General features: G+C 54.1%; 13 protein-coding genes, 1 tRNA gene and 1 other RNA gene. 8 read left to right on the top strand and 7 right to left on the bottom strand.

The window, feature by feature from the left end; translation table 11 throughout:
- Positions 1-10: 10 nt before the first annotated feature.
- A complete protein-coding gene (gene rpmH, locus SH580_RS13530) occupies positions 11-145 on the bottom strand; it encodes a 50S ribosomal protein L34 (protein ID WP_308948662.1) in 135 nt (44 codons plus the stop codon).
- Between the two features lie 471 nt (positions 146-616).
- Between rpmH and SH580_RS13525 the strand changes: the two genes are divergently transcribed.
- Positions 617-1,765 (top strand): type II secretion system F family protein, encoded by a 1,149-nt coding sequence (locus SH580_RS13525; protein WP_319831381.1) that lies wholly within the window; start codon positions 617-619, stop codon positions 1,763-1,765.
- Here the strand turns inward: SH580_RS13525 and mnmL are convergent.
- Positions 1,762-2,727, bottom strand: a complete 966-nt coding sequence (mnmL, locus tag SH580_RS13520) for a tRNA modification radical SAM protein MnmL/YtqA (RefSeq protein WP_319831380.1) — start codon at positions 2,725-2,727, stop codon at positions 1,762-1,764. The genes SH580_RS13525 and mnmL overlap by 4 nt on opposite strands.
- Positions 2,728-2,939: 212 nt before the next feature.
- Positions 2,940-4,598 carry a 30S ribosomal protein S1 gene (rpsA, locus tag SH580_RS13515; RefSeq protein ID WP_319831379.1) on the bottom strand — a complete coding sequence of 553 codons (1,659 nt, stop codon included), beginning with the start codon at positions 4,596-4,598 and terminating at the stop codon, positions 2,940-2,942.
- Between the two features lie 225 nt (positions 4,599-4,823).
- On the opposite strand from rpsA, the gene SH580_RS13510 reads away from it, so the two are divergent.
- The 4 genes from SH580_RS13510 (at position 4,824) to SH580_RS13495 (ending at position 7,113) form a co-directional block, all read left to right on the top strand.
- Positions 4,824-4,910 (top strand) — tRNA-Leu (locus tag SH580_RS13510).
- A gap of 363 nt (positions 4,911-5,273) precedes the next feature.
- Complete coding sequence (locus SH580_RS13505; RefSeq protein ID WP_319831378.1) at positions 5,274-5,540, top strand: DUF493 family protein; 267 nt, start codon at positions 5,274-5,276, stop codon at positions 5,538-5,540.
- The gene (gene msrA / locus SH580_RS13500; RefSeq protein ID WP_319831377.1) at positions 5,540-6,067 is read left to right on the top strand and encodes a peptide-methionine (S)-S-oxide reductase MsrA; all 528 of its coding nucleotides are present in this window, start codon (positions 5,540-5,542) and stop codon (positions 6,065-6,067) included. The genes SH580_RS13505 and msrA overlap by 1 nt, the downstream gene beginning before the upstream one ends.
- A gap of 29 nt (positions 6,068-6,096) precedes the next feature.
- Positions 6,097-7,113, top strand: coding sequence for a DNA/RNA non-specific endonuclease (locus tag SH580_RS13495; RefSeq protein ID WP_319831376.1), 1,017 nt, complete (start codon positions 6,097-6,099; stop codon positions 7,111-7,113).
- 14 nt (positions 7,114-7,127) lie between these two features.
- Here the strand turns inward: SH580_RS13495 and SH580_RS13490 are convergent, their stop codons facing one another.
- Both SH580_RS13490 and ffs read right to left on the bottom strand, forming a co-directional pair.
- Positions 7,128-7,724, bottom strand: a complete 597-nt coding sequence (locus SH580_RS13490; protein ID WP_319831375.1) for a methyltransferase — start codon at positions 7,722-7,724, stop codon at positions 7,128-7,130.
- A gap of 34 nt (positions 7,725-7,758) precedes the next feature.
- Positions 7,759-7,856, bottom strand: an RNA gene (ffs, locus tag SH580_RS13485) — signal recognition particle sRNA small type.
- Positions 7,857-7,899: 43 nt separating this feature from the next.
- Here ffs and SH580_RS13480 point away from each other — a divergent pair.
- From SH580_RS13480 to SH580_RS13470, 3 genes are all read left to right on the top strand, one after another.
- Positions 7,900-9,018, top strand: a complete 1,119-nt coding sequence (locus tag SH580_RS13480) for a hypothetical protein (protein WP_319831374.1) — start codon at positions 7,900-7,902, stop codon at positions 9,016-9,018.
- Positions 9,019-9,068: 50 nt separating this feature from the next.
- On the top strand, positions 9,069-11,612 hold the full coding sequence (rnr, locus tag SH580_RS13475) for a ribonuclease R (RefSeq protein ID WP_319831373.1): 2,544 nt from the start codon (positions 9,069-9,071) through the stop codon (positions 11,610-11,612).
- 128 nt (positions 11,613-11,740) lie between these two features.
- Complete coding sequence (locus SH580_RS13470; protein WP_319831372.1) at positions 11,741-13,168, top strand: hybrid sensor histidine kinase/response regulator; 1,428 nt, start codon at positions 11,741-11,743, stop codon at positions 13,166-13,168.
- Here SH580_RS13470 and folP read toward each other — a convergent pair.
- Both folP and SH580_RS13460 read right to left on the bottom strand, forming a co-directional pair.
- Positions 13,165-13,995 (bottom strand): dihydropteroate synthase, encoded by an 831-nt coding sequence (gene folP, locus SH580_RS13465; RefSeq protein WP_319831371.1) that lies wholly within the window; start codon positions 13,993-13,995, stop codon positions 13,165-13,167. The genes SH580_RS13470 and folP overlap by 4 nt on opposite strands.
- A gap of 1 nt (position 13,996) precedes the next feature.
- Positions 13,997-15,016: an aldo/keto reductase gene (locus tag SH580_RS13460; RefSeq protein WP_319831370.1), complete on the bottom strand. Its 1,020-nt coding sequence runs from the start codon at positions 15,014-15,016 to the stop codon at positions 13,997-13,999.
- Positions 15,017-15,143 lie beyond the last annotated feature (127 nt).

The raw sequence follows: 15,143 nt of genomic DNA, 5'->3' as shown, positions 1-15,143 counted from the left end.
GACTAGACGATTAAGCGGCTAGACGATGACGGCCCTTAGCGCGACGCGCAGCCAAGACCTTGCGGCCAGAGTGTGTTGCATTACGTGCGCGAAAGCCGAATTTGCGTGCGCGACGAAGTTTGGAAGGTCGATATGTTGGTTTCATAAGAAAGTGCCTCTATTTGGGAAAAGCGGGAGAGAAAAACCCCTGCCCCCCTCGCTGTCAAGGCGCGATCACAGAGATTTTCTGTCTTTGAGTCGATTCAAACGACGCAGGAATGCAATCCGCCTTTGTAAAAACCCCGCACTGGGGCCCGTGACATCTGCATTCTGACTACTCTTTCTAGGTAAAACCACCCGCTTCACTGGAGAACACTGAGCCCAGCGAATGCGTGATTCAAAACCACCCTCAACTCAACCACACTAAGCTTCCATAGGGAAAAATCATTCTGCTCCATAATCATTCTGCAGAAACAATCCCACAACACAAACCGCGGTTAGAGAACTGAGGCCACAAACTCTGCCACGCTCTGCTTCGTTAATTTTTAAGCAAAAACGGACACCTAGACGCAAGGACTTGCATCTTGAGCGTATTTTAGAAAAACTGGACCACACCACATTCATCCAGACCCCACCCATGGCTAAACTCAATCCGAAGGCAACCACCTCCACTAAAAAGAAAAAAAGCTTTGCTGAAGGGCAACGGCTGGCCAAGCAAAAGTCCTACGAGAAACAAGCCAAGCGCAAGAAGGTCAAACTCATGGAGTTGACGGTCTTCACCCAGCAACTTGCCGCCATGCTGGAAGCGGGCCTTCCACTTGTAGGTGCACTCGAAGCACTCGAAGAGCAGACCGAAAACCCCGTCTTTCAAATCATCATCCGTAACGTCAAAAACGACGTATCCGCCGGCCGCGCCTTCTCCGAAGCCTGCGCCACCTACCCCCGCGCCTTCCCCAACCTCTTCATCTCCATGGTCGAGGCCGGCGAAGCCAGTGGCAGCTTGGCAGAAATCCTGGAAAAGACCTCCAGCTACTTCGAAGAAACCGTCAAACTAATCAAGCAAGTCAAAGGTGCGCTGGTCTACCCAGCCGTGGTGATCGGTCTGGCAGTCGTATTGGTCAACGTCCTACTCGTTTTCGTCATTCCAGTGTTTGCCACGATGTTCAACGACTTCGGCGCCGACCTCCCCAAGCCGACCCAATTCCTCATCGGGCTGAGTGATTTCCTAAAGTCCTACATCCTCCTAATCATCGTCGGCCTCTTCGCAGCAGTCTGGCTAATCAGGCGCTTCGTAGCCACGCCTAAGGGCAAGAAAATCGCCGATCAACTGATACTCAAAATTCCCGTCATCGGCGAGCTGATGCGCAAGGTCAGCCTTTCACGCTTCTGCCGCACTTATGCCATCCTCATGCGCTCAGGGGTGCCGATCCTTAAAACACTCGACATCGTCGCTTCCGCGGCCGGCAACACCTTCATCCAAGCCGCCTGTAAAAACATTTCCAAGCACATCAGCGAAGGGGGACAGGTATCCGACGTGGTCGCCAACGACCCCTACTTCCCCCCCATGGTCAAGCACATGAGCCGGGCGGGCGAACAGACAGGTAACGTCGATGGCATGCTAGTCAAAGTCGCCGATTTCTACGACGCCGAAGTCGACACTCTGGTCAAAGCACTCACATCGCTGATGGAGCCGCTCCTCATCACTTTCCTCGGGGTCGTGATCGGTGGTATCGTGATGGCCATGTTCTTACCAATCTTCCAACTCTCCAACGTGGTTGGCGGCTAGCAACCCGGGCCGAGACTCGACGGCGACGCATACAAGCGCCCCTGCCAGGTATCCTCGCGCTCCAGTAGTCGCTCAAACTGCTGCAGCAATTGATCGTTGCGCAAGTTCCAGCGGATCGGAGTCACATCCAAGTCAGGCGGCGCCTCCGCAAAGAAGCGCTCGATCACAATGCCCGGGTGCAAGCGCTCAACAAAGCAACGGATCAATTGCAAATACGCCTCCAACCAGTAAAAGCGAAAATCCTGCGGATGCCGCTCATAATCCGTCACCATCGCCGTGCCACGAATCAGCTGCAATTGATGAAATTTGATCGTTTTGAGCGGCAGCTTTGAAAGCATCTCCGCCTCTGCCAGCATCATCGCCTCCGTCTCTCCCGGCAATCCAAAGATCAAATGGCTACCCACATGAATCCCCCGCTCGGCGGCCTGACAGATCGCATCCACCGCTTGCACATAGCTATGCCCTCGATTAATGCGCTTCAAAGTCGCATCATAGCACGACTCGATGCCGATCTCCAAAATCACATGCTTACGCTCAGCCAAGCGCTGAAAATAATCCAACTTCTCCGCGTCTAGACAATCCGGACGCGTGCCCACCACCAGGCCCACCACCCCAGGCACCGCCAGGGCCTCCTCGTAGATCTGCCTCAAACGCCCCAAGGGCGCATGGGTATTCGTAAAAGCCTGAAAGTAAGCCAAATAGCGCCCCGGATCATGATAGCGCTTACGATGAAAGCGAATGCCCACCTCCACCTGCTCCCGCACACTGACATCAGGACGACAATAGGATGGATTAAAGGCCTCATTATCACAAAAAGTACAGCCTCCGTAAGCAACCGTGCCGTCACGATTCGGGCAATCAAAGCCCGCATCAATCGAGACCTTTTGCACCCGCTCACCAAAGGTCTTCTTAAAATACTGCGGATATGCATTAAAGCGCCGCGCATGCTGCCAAGGATACATAACAACAATCAGGGCCGCTCATGTCACCACCGCAAGCACTTTCCATATTAGCTAAATTCAGAAGTTAAGAGTTAGCAAACGCCCTCTAAAGAACACTTAACTCATTTTTAGAGTATGATAATCACTGCCAAGTAAGCGCACCCGCCGCGCACGCAAAAAAAGCCCCGCTCGTAAGAGCGGGGCTTTTGTAGTATGATTGAAGTAAACGAAGTTTACTTAGTCGCTTCGTCGAGCAAGTCGCCGAGGCTAGTGAGGTCTTCACCAGTGGTGACGCTATCGAAGGCTTGACGCTCCTTAGCGAGGTCAGCCTCGCTGTAGTTCGCAGCCTTGATCGAGAGACCGATGCGGCGCTCGTCTTTGTCGATCTTGATAACACGTGCTTCCACTTCAGCACCTTCGTCGAGGACGTCCTTGATCTTCTCGATGCGCTCTTCGCTAACTTGCGAGATGTGCACCAGACCGTCGATGTCGTTGTCGAGTTCGACAAAGGCACCATAGCTGGTGATCTTGGAAACCTTGCCCTTGACCATGTCGCCGATCTTGAAGTGTGTTTCAATTTCGTCCCATGGGTCTGTGCTGAGTTGCTTCATGCCGAGCGAGATACGCTGGCTGTCTGCATCCACGTCGAGAACGGTTGCGTCGACTTCGTCGCCCTTCTTGACCACCTCGGATGGGTGGTTGACCTTGCGAGTCCAGGACATGTCCGAAACGTGCACCATACCGTCGATACCTTCTTCAAGTTCAACGAAGGCACCGTAGGTTGTGAGGTTACGAACCTTACCACGGACACGGGCGCCCACTGGGTAGTTGTGGCGAGCCATTTCCCAAGGATTGGTTTCGAGCTGACGAGTGCCGAGGGAGATCTTTTGCTCTTCCTTCTGGATGCCGAGAACAACGGCTTCGACTTCTTCGCCAATGCGAAGCACTTCGCTTGGCTTGGAGATGCGCTTGGTCCAAGAGAGCTCGGTAACGTGTACCAGACCTTCGACACCTTCTTGGATTTCGATGAAGGCACCGTAAGGTACCAAGTTGACGACCTTGCCCTTGACTGTAGAGCCAACGGGGAAGCGTTCTTCGATCTTTTCCCAAGGATTGTCGGCAAGTTGCTTGAGGCCGAGGGAGACGCGTTCGCGCTCGCGGTCGATCTCGATGATCATCACTTCGATCTCTTCGCCTTGCTTCACCATCTCGGATGGGTGGTTGATACGACCCCATGACATGTCGGTGATGTGCAGGAGACCGTCCAGACCGTCGAGGTCGACGAAAGCACCGTAATCGGTGATGTTCTTGACCTGGCCACGACGTGTATCGCCTGGCTTGACGTCTTCGAGGAGCGAACGACGCTTCTCCATACGCTGCTCTTCGATAAGCTCACGACGGGAAACAACGATGTTCTTGCGGTCAAGATTGATCTTGATGACCTTAAAGTCGTATGTCTGACCAACGTATTGGTCGAGATTCTTAGGCGGCTGCACATCGATTTGAGATGCAGGCATGAAGGAGTCGACACCGATGCTGACGATCAGGCCGCCCTTAACTTTGGAGCGAACACGACCAGGAATGATGGAACCTTCAACGCAGTTCTCAACGATCTTCTCCCAGTTCTTCTTTTGCTCCGCCTTGTCGTAAGAGATAACAGGGTTACCTTCTTTATCTTCAAGCTTTTCGAGATAGACTTCGAGTTCGCCACCTACTTGGAGGTCACTCATGTCCACGAATTCGGATGCGTGAACGATGCCTTCGGACTTGCCACCGATGTCGACAACGACTTCGGAGGGGCGGATTTCGACGATCGTTCCTTTAAGAATGGAACCTTCTTCGAGGTTATCAATATTGCTGCTAGCTAGCAGCTCTTCCATGAGATTACTCATATTACTGTATGTATTATACTGCGCGCCGGAGCGGCAGTTGGTTTGTGGTTATTGTTTGGTGATTCATTCCGCAGAATACGGAACCGATGGTCCCAACCATCGCAAAGGAACGCGGGAAAATAGATCGTAACTAAATACGCGCAAGGCTAAAATCCGATGGAAAGAAACTTGCAATGTAGCCACTTGCCCTCTTTTTTCTGCATTTCATTGCCGAAAAACACATCTGGCTGGGTGGCGGAATTGGCAGACGCTGGGGACTTAAAATCCCTTGCCCGAAAGGGCGTGCGGGTTCGAGCCCCGCCCTAGCTACCAGGCTTCGTCCGGAACTTGTTCCGGCAAACGAAGCCTGTCCCGGCGTAATGAAATGTAGCCGGACTCCACAGCACCCCTCCGAACTACGCCCGGGCAGGCCAAAATATTCCATGTTCACCAAGCCAACTCTCTAACCAGGCTTCGTCCGGAACTTGTTCCGGCAAACGAAGCCTGTCCCGGCGTAATGAAATGTAGCCGGACTCCACAGCACCCCTCCAAACTACGCCCGGGCAGGCCAAAGTCTTCCATGTTTAACAAGCCATACTCTAACCAGGCTTCGTCCGGAACTTGTTCCGGCAAACGAAGCCTGTCCCGGCGTAACTTGGCTTTGACAAGACGGCCAGCGACTCTTCTCTCTACGGCATGAAAGACGACGAATCCCTTGACTCCTTCCGCTCCTCTCTGGACGCCAACTACGAATGGCCCTGCCTGTTTCCATTCAAATTCATCGTGCCTAAGAAGCAGTGCGCAACGGTGCTCGATCTTTTTGCCGACGATCCGGTCAAGGCCAACGAATCCTCCAGCGGCCGTTTCATCGCCTACACCATGGAAATGCATGTGCACTCGAGCGACGAGGTGATCGCCATCTACCAACGCGTGGCGCAAGTGCCCGGTGTGATTTCATTGTAATGAGCACTCAAACAACACCCACCCTCGACATCGCCACCTTAAGCGCGGGCTGCTTCTGGTGCGTGGAAGCGGTCTTTGAACGCCTCGCGGGGGTCGATGCCGTCGAGTCTGGCTACATGGGCGGACAAACTGAAAATCCGACTTACCGCGAAATTTGCACAGGCACCACCGGACATGCGGAAGTCACTCAGATCCACTATGACTCTAGCGTGATCAGTTATGAAACCTTGCTCGACTGGCTCTGGCGCTCGCACGACCCGACGACTCTAAATCGACAAGGCGGCGACTGCGGCACCCAATACCGCTCGGCCATCTTCTACCACAACGAATCCCAGCGTGTAGCGGCCGAGACATCCAAGGCCGCCGCTCAAGCACAGTTCAGCGCGCCCATCGTGACAGAAATCACGGCGGCAAGCACCTTCTACCCAGCCGAAGACTACCACCAAGACTACTATCGGCTCAACAGTTCCGCCCCTTATTGCCAAATGGTCATTAGCCCCAAGCTGCAGAAGCTCGACCTTGAATAATTCTCACGGCTGCCCTTGTATCCACGCCAATGGCTACTAAACGCGCAAAAAAGAAAACGGCTAAAAAGCGAACCGCTCGCAAAGCGCCTCGCAAAAGAAACGCAGCTCCGCGCACAGAATCACATTGGCTGCGCAATCTGCTACTCGCCCTAGTCCTACTTGCTGTGATCTTGGGCGGCATCTACTACTTTGGATCGTTTGATACGCGCGCCAAGATGGAACAATGGGCACTGGGCACCCTCAATATAGCACGCACCAGTGGCGCCACGCCGGCACCTCTAGCAGCGTCACTCGACACACTCTATGATCGCATTCCTTCCAGCGAAGGTCTGCTAGTCGAAGGCGGCGAACTCGGACGCAGCGACGACTCCGTCTTCCTCGCTGGCATCCCTTATAGCCGACAGGCCATTCGGGCACTCCCGCAACCCAGCTACACCAACCTCTTCTCCGAAAGCAGGCTACAAACCGCTTGCATCGCACTACGACTAAAGGATGCAAACCAGGAAGAAGCCCAGGCAGAGGACCGCATCCAAGTCGATGCACGCGTTGCCCAATTGACTGCCCACGCCTTGACTCATGGTGACTGGCAAGCGCACCCCATCGCCCCCGCCCAAGCACTGATCCGACAACACGGCGCGCGCGGGGCAAAAGACGCTCAACTCGCCACCAATCACGTCCCCATGACCGAGGCCTTCGCCACCGGCGTCTGGGCAAAGGTCATGCGCGAATTCACGCTACGCTACCCCCACCGCTTCGGCGAAGTCTGGCTTTACCTCGGACCGGTTTACAGCAGCGACAGCTTGAAGTTGGCCTCCGGCATCCTCGTTCCCGACGCCTTTTACGCAATCGCACTCGACCTCACCGATGCGGGCGGCCTACGCGCCCTAGCACTGCGGATCCCCAGTGATGCTGAAAGTAAGAATTTAAACGATTACCTGACTTCAATTACACAGATCGAGAAGCGGACAGGCCTGCAGTTTTTACCCGAGCTTGACTTCAGCATCCGCGACACATTGGGCAATTATGTAAGCCCCTGCGTTTGGTAGCGGAACGACGAGCTTCAGCCGTCGCAGCATTGCAACCGCCACAGGCAAACTTCCTCCGAACCGATCGGGCGACTGGGATAACTCTGCTGCGGCACAAATGCATGCAGCGCGTCAAAGGTGGGCCCGAACAAGACATCCGACTCTTCACGCGCAATTGGGTGCGGCGGTCCGTCGCCGGTATAATCACTGACTTCTCGATAAAAAACCGCGAGATAATGCCCGCCTGGCTTCAATGCCCGCTGCACGGAACGCGCATATGCGGCACGCTGGCTCAAATCCAAAGCACACAAGCAGGTATGCTCGACCACCCAATCATAAGCGCCGCAGTGTGCCTCATCCAAATTCAGAAAATCACCTGTGTCATAGCACTCGCCGCCAGTGCGCTCAAATACGTGCGCCATCTGCACCGCACGCGGCGCAATATCCATCCCGACTACATCGGCTCCCTGAGCCGCCAGTGCGCGCACATCGTGCCCCGTGCCACAACCAGGCACTAAAACACGCCCCAAAACTGCACGCCGCTGCAAAAACTCAAGCAAAGGGGGCGAAGCCTGCCCCTTATCCCAAGGGATATCGGCAGCTTCATAAGCGCGATTCCAATCTTTAGCCATGCTCGTCCTCAAATTCTTGGTATTGGTACACAAAAGTGGCCAGGCACCCTACGGCACATGGGGATTAAGCGACCGCTGCTTCCTTCCGGACCTGACGGAGTTAACCTGTCCACCATTGCATAGGACCCGGCCAAGTCCAGAAGACACCCACAATTGACTTCGCAGCAACCCTAAAATGAAGATATTTCGTTCGCCATCGTATCTAACAAACACTTCAATACTCAACATGCAGGCAGCCGCCACTCAACATCGCAAACAGTTCTTCCCTATAAACAACAGTTTCCGCCATTACTTGACGGAATACCATCGAGCGATGGAGCTCCCCGTGACCTACGAGGATATGCTCAAATATGAGGACTCCTTTCCGCTCATAAACAAGAACGGGGACGACACGCTCTGGCAAACCCTCATCTATGAGCAGCAATTCGGACGCGAGCTCTACGAAGGCCTCAAAAAAACCTACGTTTTTCTACGCTCAGGCGGCGACGAAAGCATCCTCTCCAACCTCTACATCGATCGCGTCGACTTCTGCACCTTTGGCAACACCAAGCCCATGCGGGTACGCGTCGTGAACCAATATAACGACAACCACGACTATTTCTACGTCAAAAAAGCCGATGCCTCCCGCATCTATGGCCTCGAACTGGAAGAGCTGCTCTCCCCCAATGCCATCAATTTCCTCGTCCACCAAGACACCCTGATCGAAGAACACATCATTGGCGTGCCTGGCGACGATTTTATACGCATCTATTTGCCACAGCCAGACCTGCACTCCGTCCGACTGGCCAAAGAGTTTATTAAATTCAACGAACGCTGCTTTGTGCGCCTGCTGGGCGACATGCGCGCTTATAATTACGTGGTCGAAGTCACGCCCGATTTTGAAGAGAGCCAGTACCGCGTGCGCGCAATCGACTTCGACCAACAGTGCTACGAAGGGCGCCGCTCTCTCTACCTGCCCCAATTTTTCAAAAACAATCTCCCCGTAGTAAAACTCTGCACCGAGTTGATTAATGTCGAAACTAGTCAACAGTATCAAAGAGAAGAGCGCTCCTTAATGCGGCGGCGCCTCCGCTTTGCCCTACACCGGGTGCAACATCTACGCGCTTGTATGTGTGCCGACCAAATCTCTAGCACCGAAAAAATGCGACAGCTTCGTAAGGAACTCGCAGACATGCACAACGACTACCGTTTCATGCTCTGCCACTCAATGGGCGAAATCACATTCCTGAACATCACCATCACACTCGGCCTGGAAGGCAAAGCAGCCTACTATCCCGAGGGCGATGGCGCTTAAACCAAAGATCGTCATACATCTGACGCACACCCCAATCATAATTTATTAAAATGGAACTACGCCAAAAACTACTGAAGCTCTTCGGAGCCAAAGACTATGTCCCTATGCGCCGCATGGAGATCGTCTCGGTGCTGAAGCTCGATGCTGAAGACACAAAGCAAGCCCACACATTACTCGACCAAATGCTGGAGCGCGGGGAAATCGCCCGCCTGAAAAAAGATCGCCTGTGCATCCCAGAAGACGCCGACCTGGTCAGTGGCCGTATTATCGTCCGACAAAGCGGCTCTGCCATCCTCATTCCCGATGCAGCACCCGCCGGCGACGGCTATCCGATCAGTGCAGAAGACACAGGTGTCGCCATGCACGGCGACACCGTACTCGCCCGCAAGGTTCAACCTTCCAGGCGCCCCTTTCATGGCAGAGGCCGCAAACAACGCCCCGTCTACGATCCAGATGCCAAGCCGAACGTGCGTGTCATACGCATTCTCAAACGTGCCCACAGTTCCATTCCCGGCACCTTGGCGCAAGGCCGCCACGCGACCTATGTCATCCCTGACGACCCGCGCATCACACAGGATATACTCGTGCCCGATCCGCAAAACTCTGGCATCCGCCCCATCCCCCAGAAGGGCGATAAAGTCGTCGTCAAATTACTGGAATGGAAACAACGCCACCTCAACCCCGAAGGTGAAATCATCGAAGTGCTCGGTCGCACCCACGAGCCGGATGCCGAATTTAAAGCAATCCTTTATAAATACGACCTCAGCCCACAATTCCCCGCAGCGGTGGAGAAACAGACTGAGAGCATTCCCGATAAAGTGCGCCCCGAAGACATCGGTAACCGTCAAGATTGCCGCGATCTCTTCACCTTCACCATCGACCCCGACGATGCCAAAGACTTTGACGACGCCCTTTCGCTAGAATTTCTGGAAAATGATAAATTCCGCGTCGGCGTGCACATCGCCGACGTGAGCAATTACGTCAAACCAGGCTCTCCACTCGACCGCGAGGCACAAGAACGGGGCAACAGCACCTACCTCGTAGGCACCGTGATCTCCATGCTGCCACATGCACTCTCCAATGGCCTCTGCTCACTGGTCGAAGCCGAAGACCGCCTGACCAAGACCTGCTTTATCACCTTCAACAGCAATGCCGACGTCATCGACGTTCAATTTGCCAACACCGTAATTTGCAGCAACAAACGGCTCACCTATAAGCAGGCCTATGCGTTTATGACGCAAGACGACTTTGCCACGATTCGTCAGACACCACTCCCGCCCAAGCACCAGACCGGCTCCACCGGACGCTCGCTCGACGAAGTCAGCGACGAAGAAATGGGCACCCTCAAAAAACACATCCACCAACTCTGGCAGCTCGCCTCACAACTACGTACGCGCCGCTTTGCCAAAGGCTCACTCGATCTCGACATGACAGATGTCAAAATCTATGTCGACGAAGACGGCTACGCGGACCGCATCGAAAAGCAGTTCAACGACGAGAGCCACCAACTCATCGAAGAGTTCATGCTCACCGCCAATGAGCAAGTGGCGCGCACGATGAAGAAGCAAAACTTCCCCTGCATCTACCGGGTGCACGACGAACCGGAGGAAGAAAAGCTTAAAGAACTACGCGAGACCATGATGGCCTTTGGCGTCAAATGCGGGAACCTACAGAAACCACGTGAGATGACGGCACTGCTCAAAAAGCTCAAAGAACACCCCCAAGGCTATACGCTCAAAGTACATATCCTACGCAGCCTCAAACAAGCACAATACCGCGCCTCCGCCGATGGGCACTACGGACTCGCCAAGCACGACTACACCCATTTCACCTCGCCGATTCGCCGCTACGCCGACCTGATCGTGCACCGCGTGCTCGACGGCTATCTCTGCAAAATCGGGGCCGACTCCGCACTCTCCAAGCCCGACATCCGCTACCCACAAGCAAAACTGGAAAGCCTCGGAGACCATATAAGCATCACCGAGCGCAACTCCATCGATGCCGAGCGTGAATCCGTAAAGACCAAACTGCTTGAATTCTACGACCGTGAATTACAAAAGAAGGAAAAACAGCATTTCAAAGCCATCATTACCGACGTAAAAAACCACGGCCTTTTTGTCGAACTCACCGATACACTTGCCTTTGGCATGATACATATCTCGACCTTGGACGACGATTTCTACCACCCCAATGCCGAGGGCACCGCATTGGTGGGGCGTCGCAAACAAAAAGCGTATTCACTCGGCCAATACATCGTCGTTCAAGTCGAGCGCGTGGATCGCTTCAAACGACAGATTGACTTCCGAGTCGTCGTCTCCGACGAGCGCGACATCGGCAAGAAGCCTGGCAAGCCCTTCAAGGGCCGCCGCATAAGCAGCGAACGCAGCGCTCACAAAACCCCAGCCAAAACCGCAGACAGCAGAGCCACGATACGCAAACCCAAAACTTCGCGCGGCTCAGCCACACGACGCAAGGCCTCCGCGGATAGCTCCAATCCAGCCAACACAAACTCGAAACAGCCAAGCACAGGCGGCAAAGTCTTAACGACACGCCCCAAAAAGAACGGCCGCAATCGCAAACGTGCATCAAAATAAGGACTCAAAGCAGCCACGCCGCCTCCGCGCGGGATGCCGCCAAGCAGGCATTCCGCACAGGTTGTGAGCTTGCAAGAGCGGTAAAGCCCATTTAACTTGCGCCCATTTCCACAGGTACGATTCTAAAAATGTTACCAATACTTGCAGCCATCATCCCGACACTACTACTCGGACTCTGTATTCTCTTCCTGATCATTCGCTTGAAGAGTCAGACAAAGATCATCGCCGAACTAGAGGCAAAATTAAACACAGCGGCTCCTAAAACCATTCACAGAGACAGCACTCAAGAGCCATTTCCCCCAAAAAAAATAAGCAAACCACCCCAGCCAGTAGAACCAGAGCCGGTCGCCCAGCCATCACAGCCGGAACCCGCATACTTTGACAGTTCCGACTCCTTGCTAGCCACACTCTCGCACGAATTAAAGACCCCGCTCAATGGCATCATGGGCATCGCTCAAGTACTGCGCGAAGAAAACGACTCCTCCGATCAACTCATCGAGCTGGAAGGCTGCGCTCACCACATGCACTCAGTGCTCCATACACTGACTAATCTTGCCCGTATCCAGAACGAAAACGAATTCCTCCCACAGTATCGCGAGTGGGTCTCCCTGCGCGAGACCATCGAGCAGATCCGCGAGGATGTCGCCTTTCGCGCCAATGGCCGCCAAATCAAGATCTACACTCAACACGCCAACAATCGCCTGCGTTTGCGTGGCGACAGCGACCACATCAGCACCATCATAAAGTCGGTAGTGCTCAGCTCCATCGAAGCCGTCCCGATGACAGGACTCCCAGAGGAAAAGCATTCACTCACGATTAGCTGGACCATAGAAGGCTCCGAAATCGAGCTCTGCGTCACAAACCCCTTGGAAGTCATGGAGCCTGAGCGCGAAGCATCCGTCCAAGAAATCCTCAACATCGCAAAGGGCACAGAACGCAGTCGTATCAAGATCGAATATCTACACTTGGCCGTTGCCAAAGCCTTAGCAGGATTTTATAAAGGCAGCGTCCAATCTGAACAACTCCCAGAGGGAGGCGTTCGTAGCACCCTTCGCTTTACTATGGAACACATGATTGCCTCTCCATCCTCTGCCAAGCCAATCGGCGGCCTACGCGTACAAAGCGGCAAAAGCGGCCTCAAAACACTGCGTGAACTTCCCGAAAAACTCAAAGTGCTCGCAGCTGAAGATGATCGCGCCAGCCGCAACTTAATCGTCATGCTACTGAAAAAAATGGGGCAAGAAGTCACCGCAGTGGAAAATGGCCAGGAAGCCATCATCGCACTCCAGCAAGATCCCAGCTTCGATGTTCTACTTACAGACGTGGATATGCCCATCATGGACGGAGTGGAGGCCACCATGGCCATTCGTGCGGGTCTGGCAGGCGACGAAGTCAAAGACCTTCCCATTATTGCAGTCACCGCCTTCAACGTCATATCCGACCGTAGTCGCTTCAAAGAAGCTGGCATGGAATACTACCTGCCCAAGCCGGTCGGCCTTAAAGAGCTCCGCGCGACCTTGCTGGAAATCGTCAACCGAAAGAAGCAAAAGTCCTAAGTCCGCAGGCAGTGATCCATGACATCCGCGCACTCTCGATTCTCACGCACATCGTGTACGCGGATGAAATCGACTCCGGCCCGAATCCCGAGTGCAGTGGTCGCTAGCGTGCCATTGAGCCGCGCCTTGGGATCTTGAAGGTCGAGTAATTTGGCAATCATCGACTTCCGCGACGCCCCCAGAAAAATCGGATAGCCCAGCGCCACCAGCTCTGGCAAGCGACGCATAATTTCCCAATTTTCCTCGTAGCTCTTCCCAAACCCGAGCCCCGGATCCAGCAAGATTGCATCGTCCCGAACCCCCGCCGCTTTGACCCAATCGATCGATCGCTGCAGATAAGTCTGAATCGCCTCCATCACATCGCCGATGCCGGCTTCCTCTGCGGGGCGATTATGCATTAACACACAGGCTCCCGCCGCAGCCATCACTTCCGGCATCTTTGGGTCTCGCTGCGCGCCCCAAACATCATTCACGACATCAGCCCCCGCCGCAACGGCCGCCGCCGCCACCTCTGCCTTGGAAGTGTCGACCGAAATCAAGGCATCCGTATGTGGACGCACCTTCTCGATAAAAGGCACCACCCGAGCGATCTCCTCGGCAGCCGGAACAGGAATGTGGCCCGGTCGCGTCGACTCGCCGCCCACATCAATCATCACTGCGCCCGCTTCCACCATGGCATGGAAGCGCACAACCGCAGCATCCATATCTGTAAAATCTCCCCCGTCCGAAAAGGAATCTGGCGTCAGATTCAGAATACCGACGAGATGCGTCTTCCGACCGAGGGGCAAACCACGTCGAGTCGTATTATAGATTTTGTGCTTCTGCATATTACCCCATCGGATATGGGTATTTCGCCGAGATGGCGTCAATTCGCTTAAGCGTCTCGTCACTCAACTTGAGGCCGGCCGCAGCCAAACTGGGCTTGAGTTGCTCGATTGAATTCGCGCCAATAATAGTCGAGGCCACGAAGTCGTGCTGCTTACTCCAAGCAACTGCCAATGTCACCACATCCATGTTTAATTCCTTAGCCAATTCGATCAACTCGGCAGTCGTTGCCAGGCTCTTTTCATTGACGAAGCGCTCTGCCATCTGCCGTTGTCGCGCTTCACCCTTCTCTAAATATTCCGAAAACCGTGCCCCGGAAGGCAAAGCACCATCATTGTATTTTCCACTCAGCACGCCCCCCGCAATAGGCGAGTATGGTAGCAGACTGATCCCCTCACGGCGGCAAATGTCCGCTAATGCATCTTCAAAGCGTCGGTTATTAATCGAAAAATTATTCTGGATCGTCTGGTAGCGCGCATAACCATTCTCTTTCGCCACTTGATTGGCTTTCATCGTGCCCCACTCCGTTTCGTTGGAGCTACCGATCACACGCACCTTGCCCTCCTCCTGCAACTCGGTCAGCGTCTGCAAAGTCTCTTCGTAGCCAAAATCATGATCCGGCCAATGCGTCTGATAGAGATCGACATAGTCCGTCTGCAAACGACGCAGACTCCCCTCGATGGCGGTGCGAATGTGATGGCGATCCAGCGCCGTCTTGCCTGAACGTATCGGCGGCACAAACCATCCGTGACCAGGCCCCACGACCTTGGTCGCCAACAAAATCGAGCTACGATCCTTGCCCTGCAGCCACTTACCAACGATCTCTTCCGTCCGATGGACCCACTCCGCCTTCGGGGGCACTGGATAAATCTCCGCGGTATCGAAAAAATCAATTCCCGCCTCATAGGCCGCATCCATGATTGCAAACGACTCACGCTCGTCTAATTGCGAACCAAAAGTCATCGTACCAAGGCAAATTTCAGAAACGACCATGCCGCTACGTCCTAAACGTCTTTTTTCCATAAAAAGAGCTATGCAGGCCTTTCACAAAAACACAAACGCATATAACTCGAAAACCTGAAGCAAGAATTTCAACTCACGTGAATCTGCTGTTGCCTCGGAGATCGGGAACCCTCAGCGTTTGAAACTC

The organism is Coraliomargarita algicola (assembly GCF_033878955.1).
GTDB lineage: Bacteria > Verrucomicrobiota > Verrucomicrobiia > Opitutales > Coraliomargaritaceae > Thalassobacterium > Thalassobacterium algicola.
Note: the sequence above shows the minus strand (reverse complement) of the source record. Positions and strands in the feature narration are given on the sequence as shown.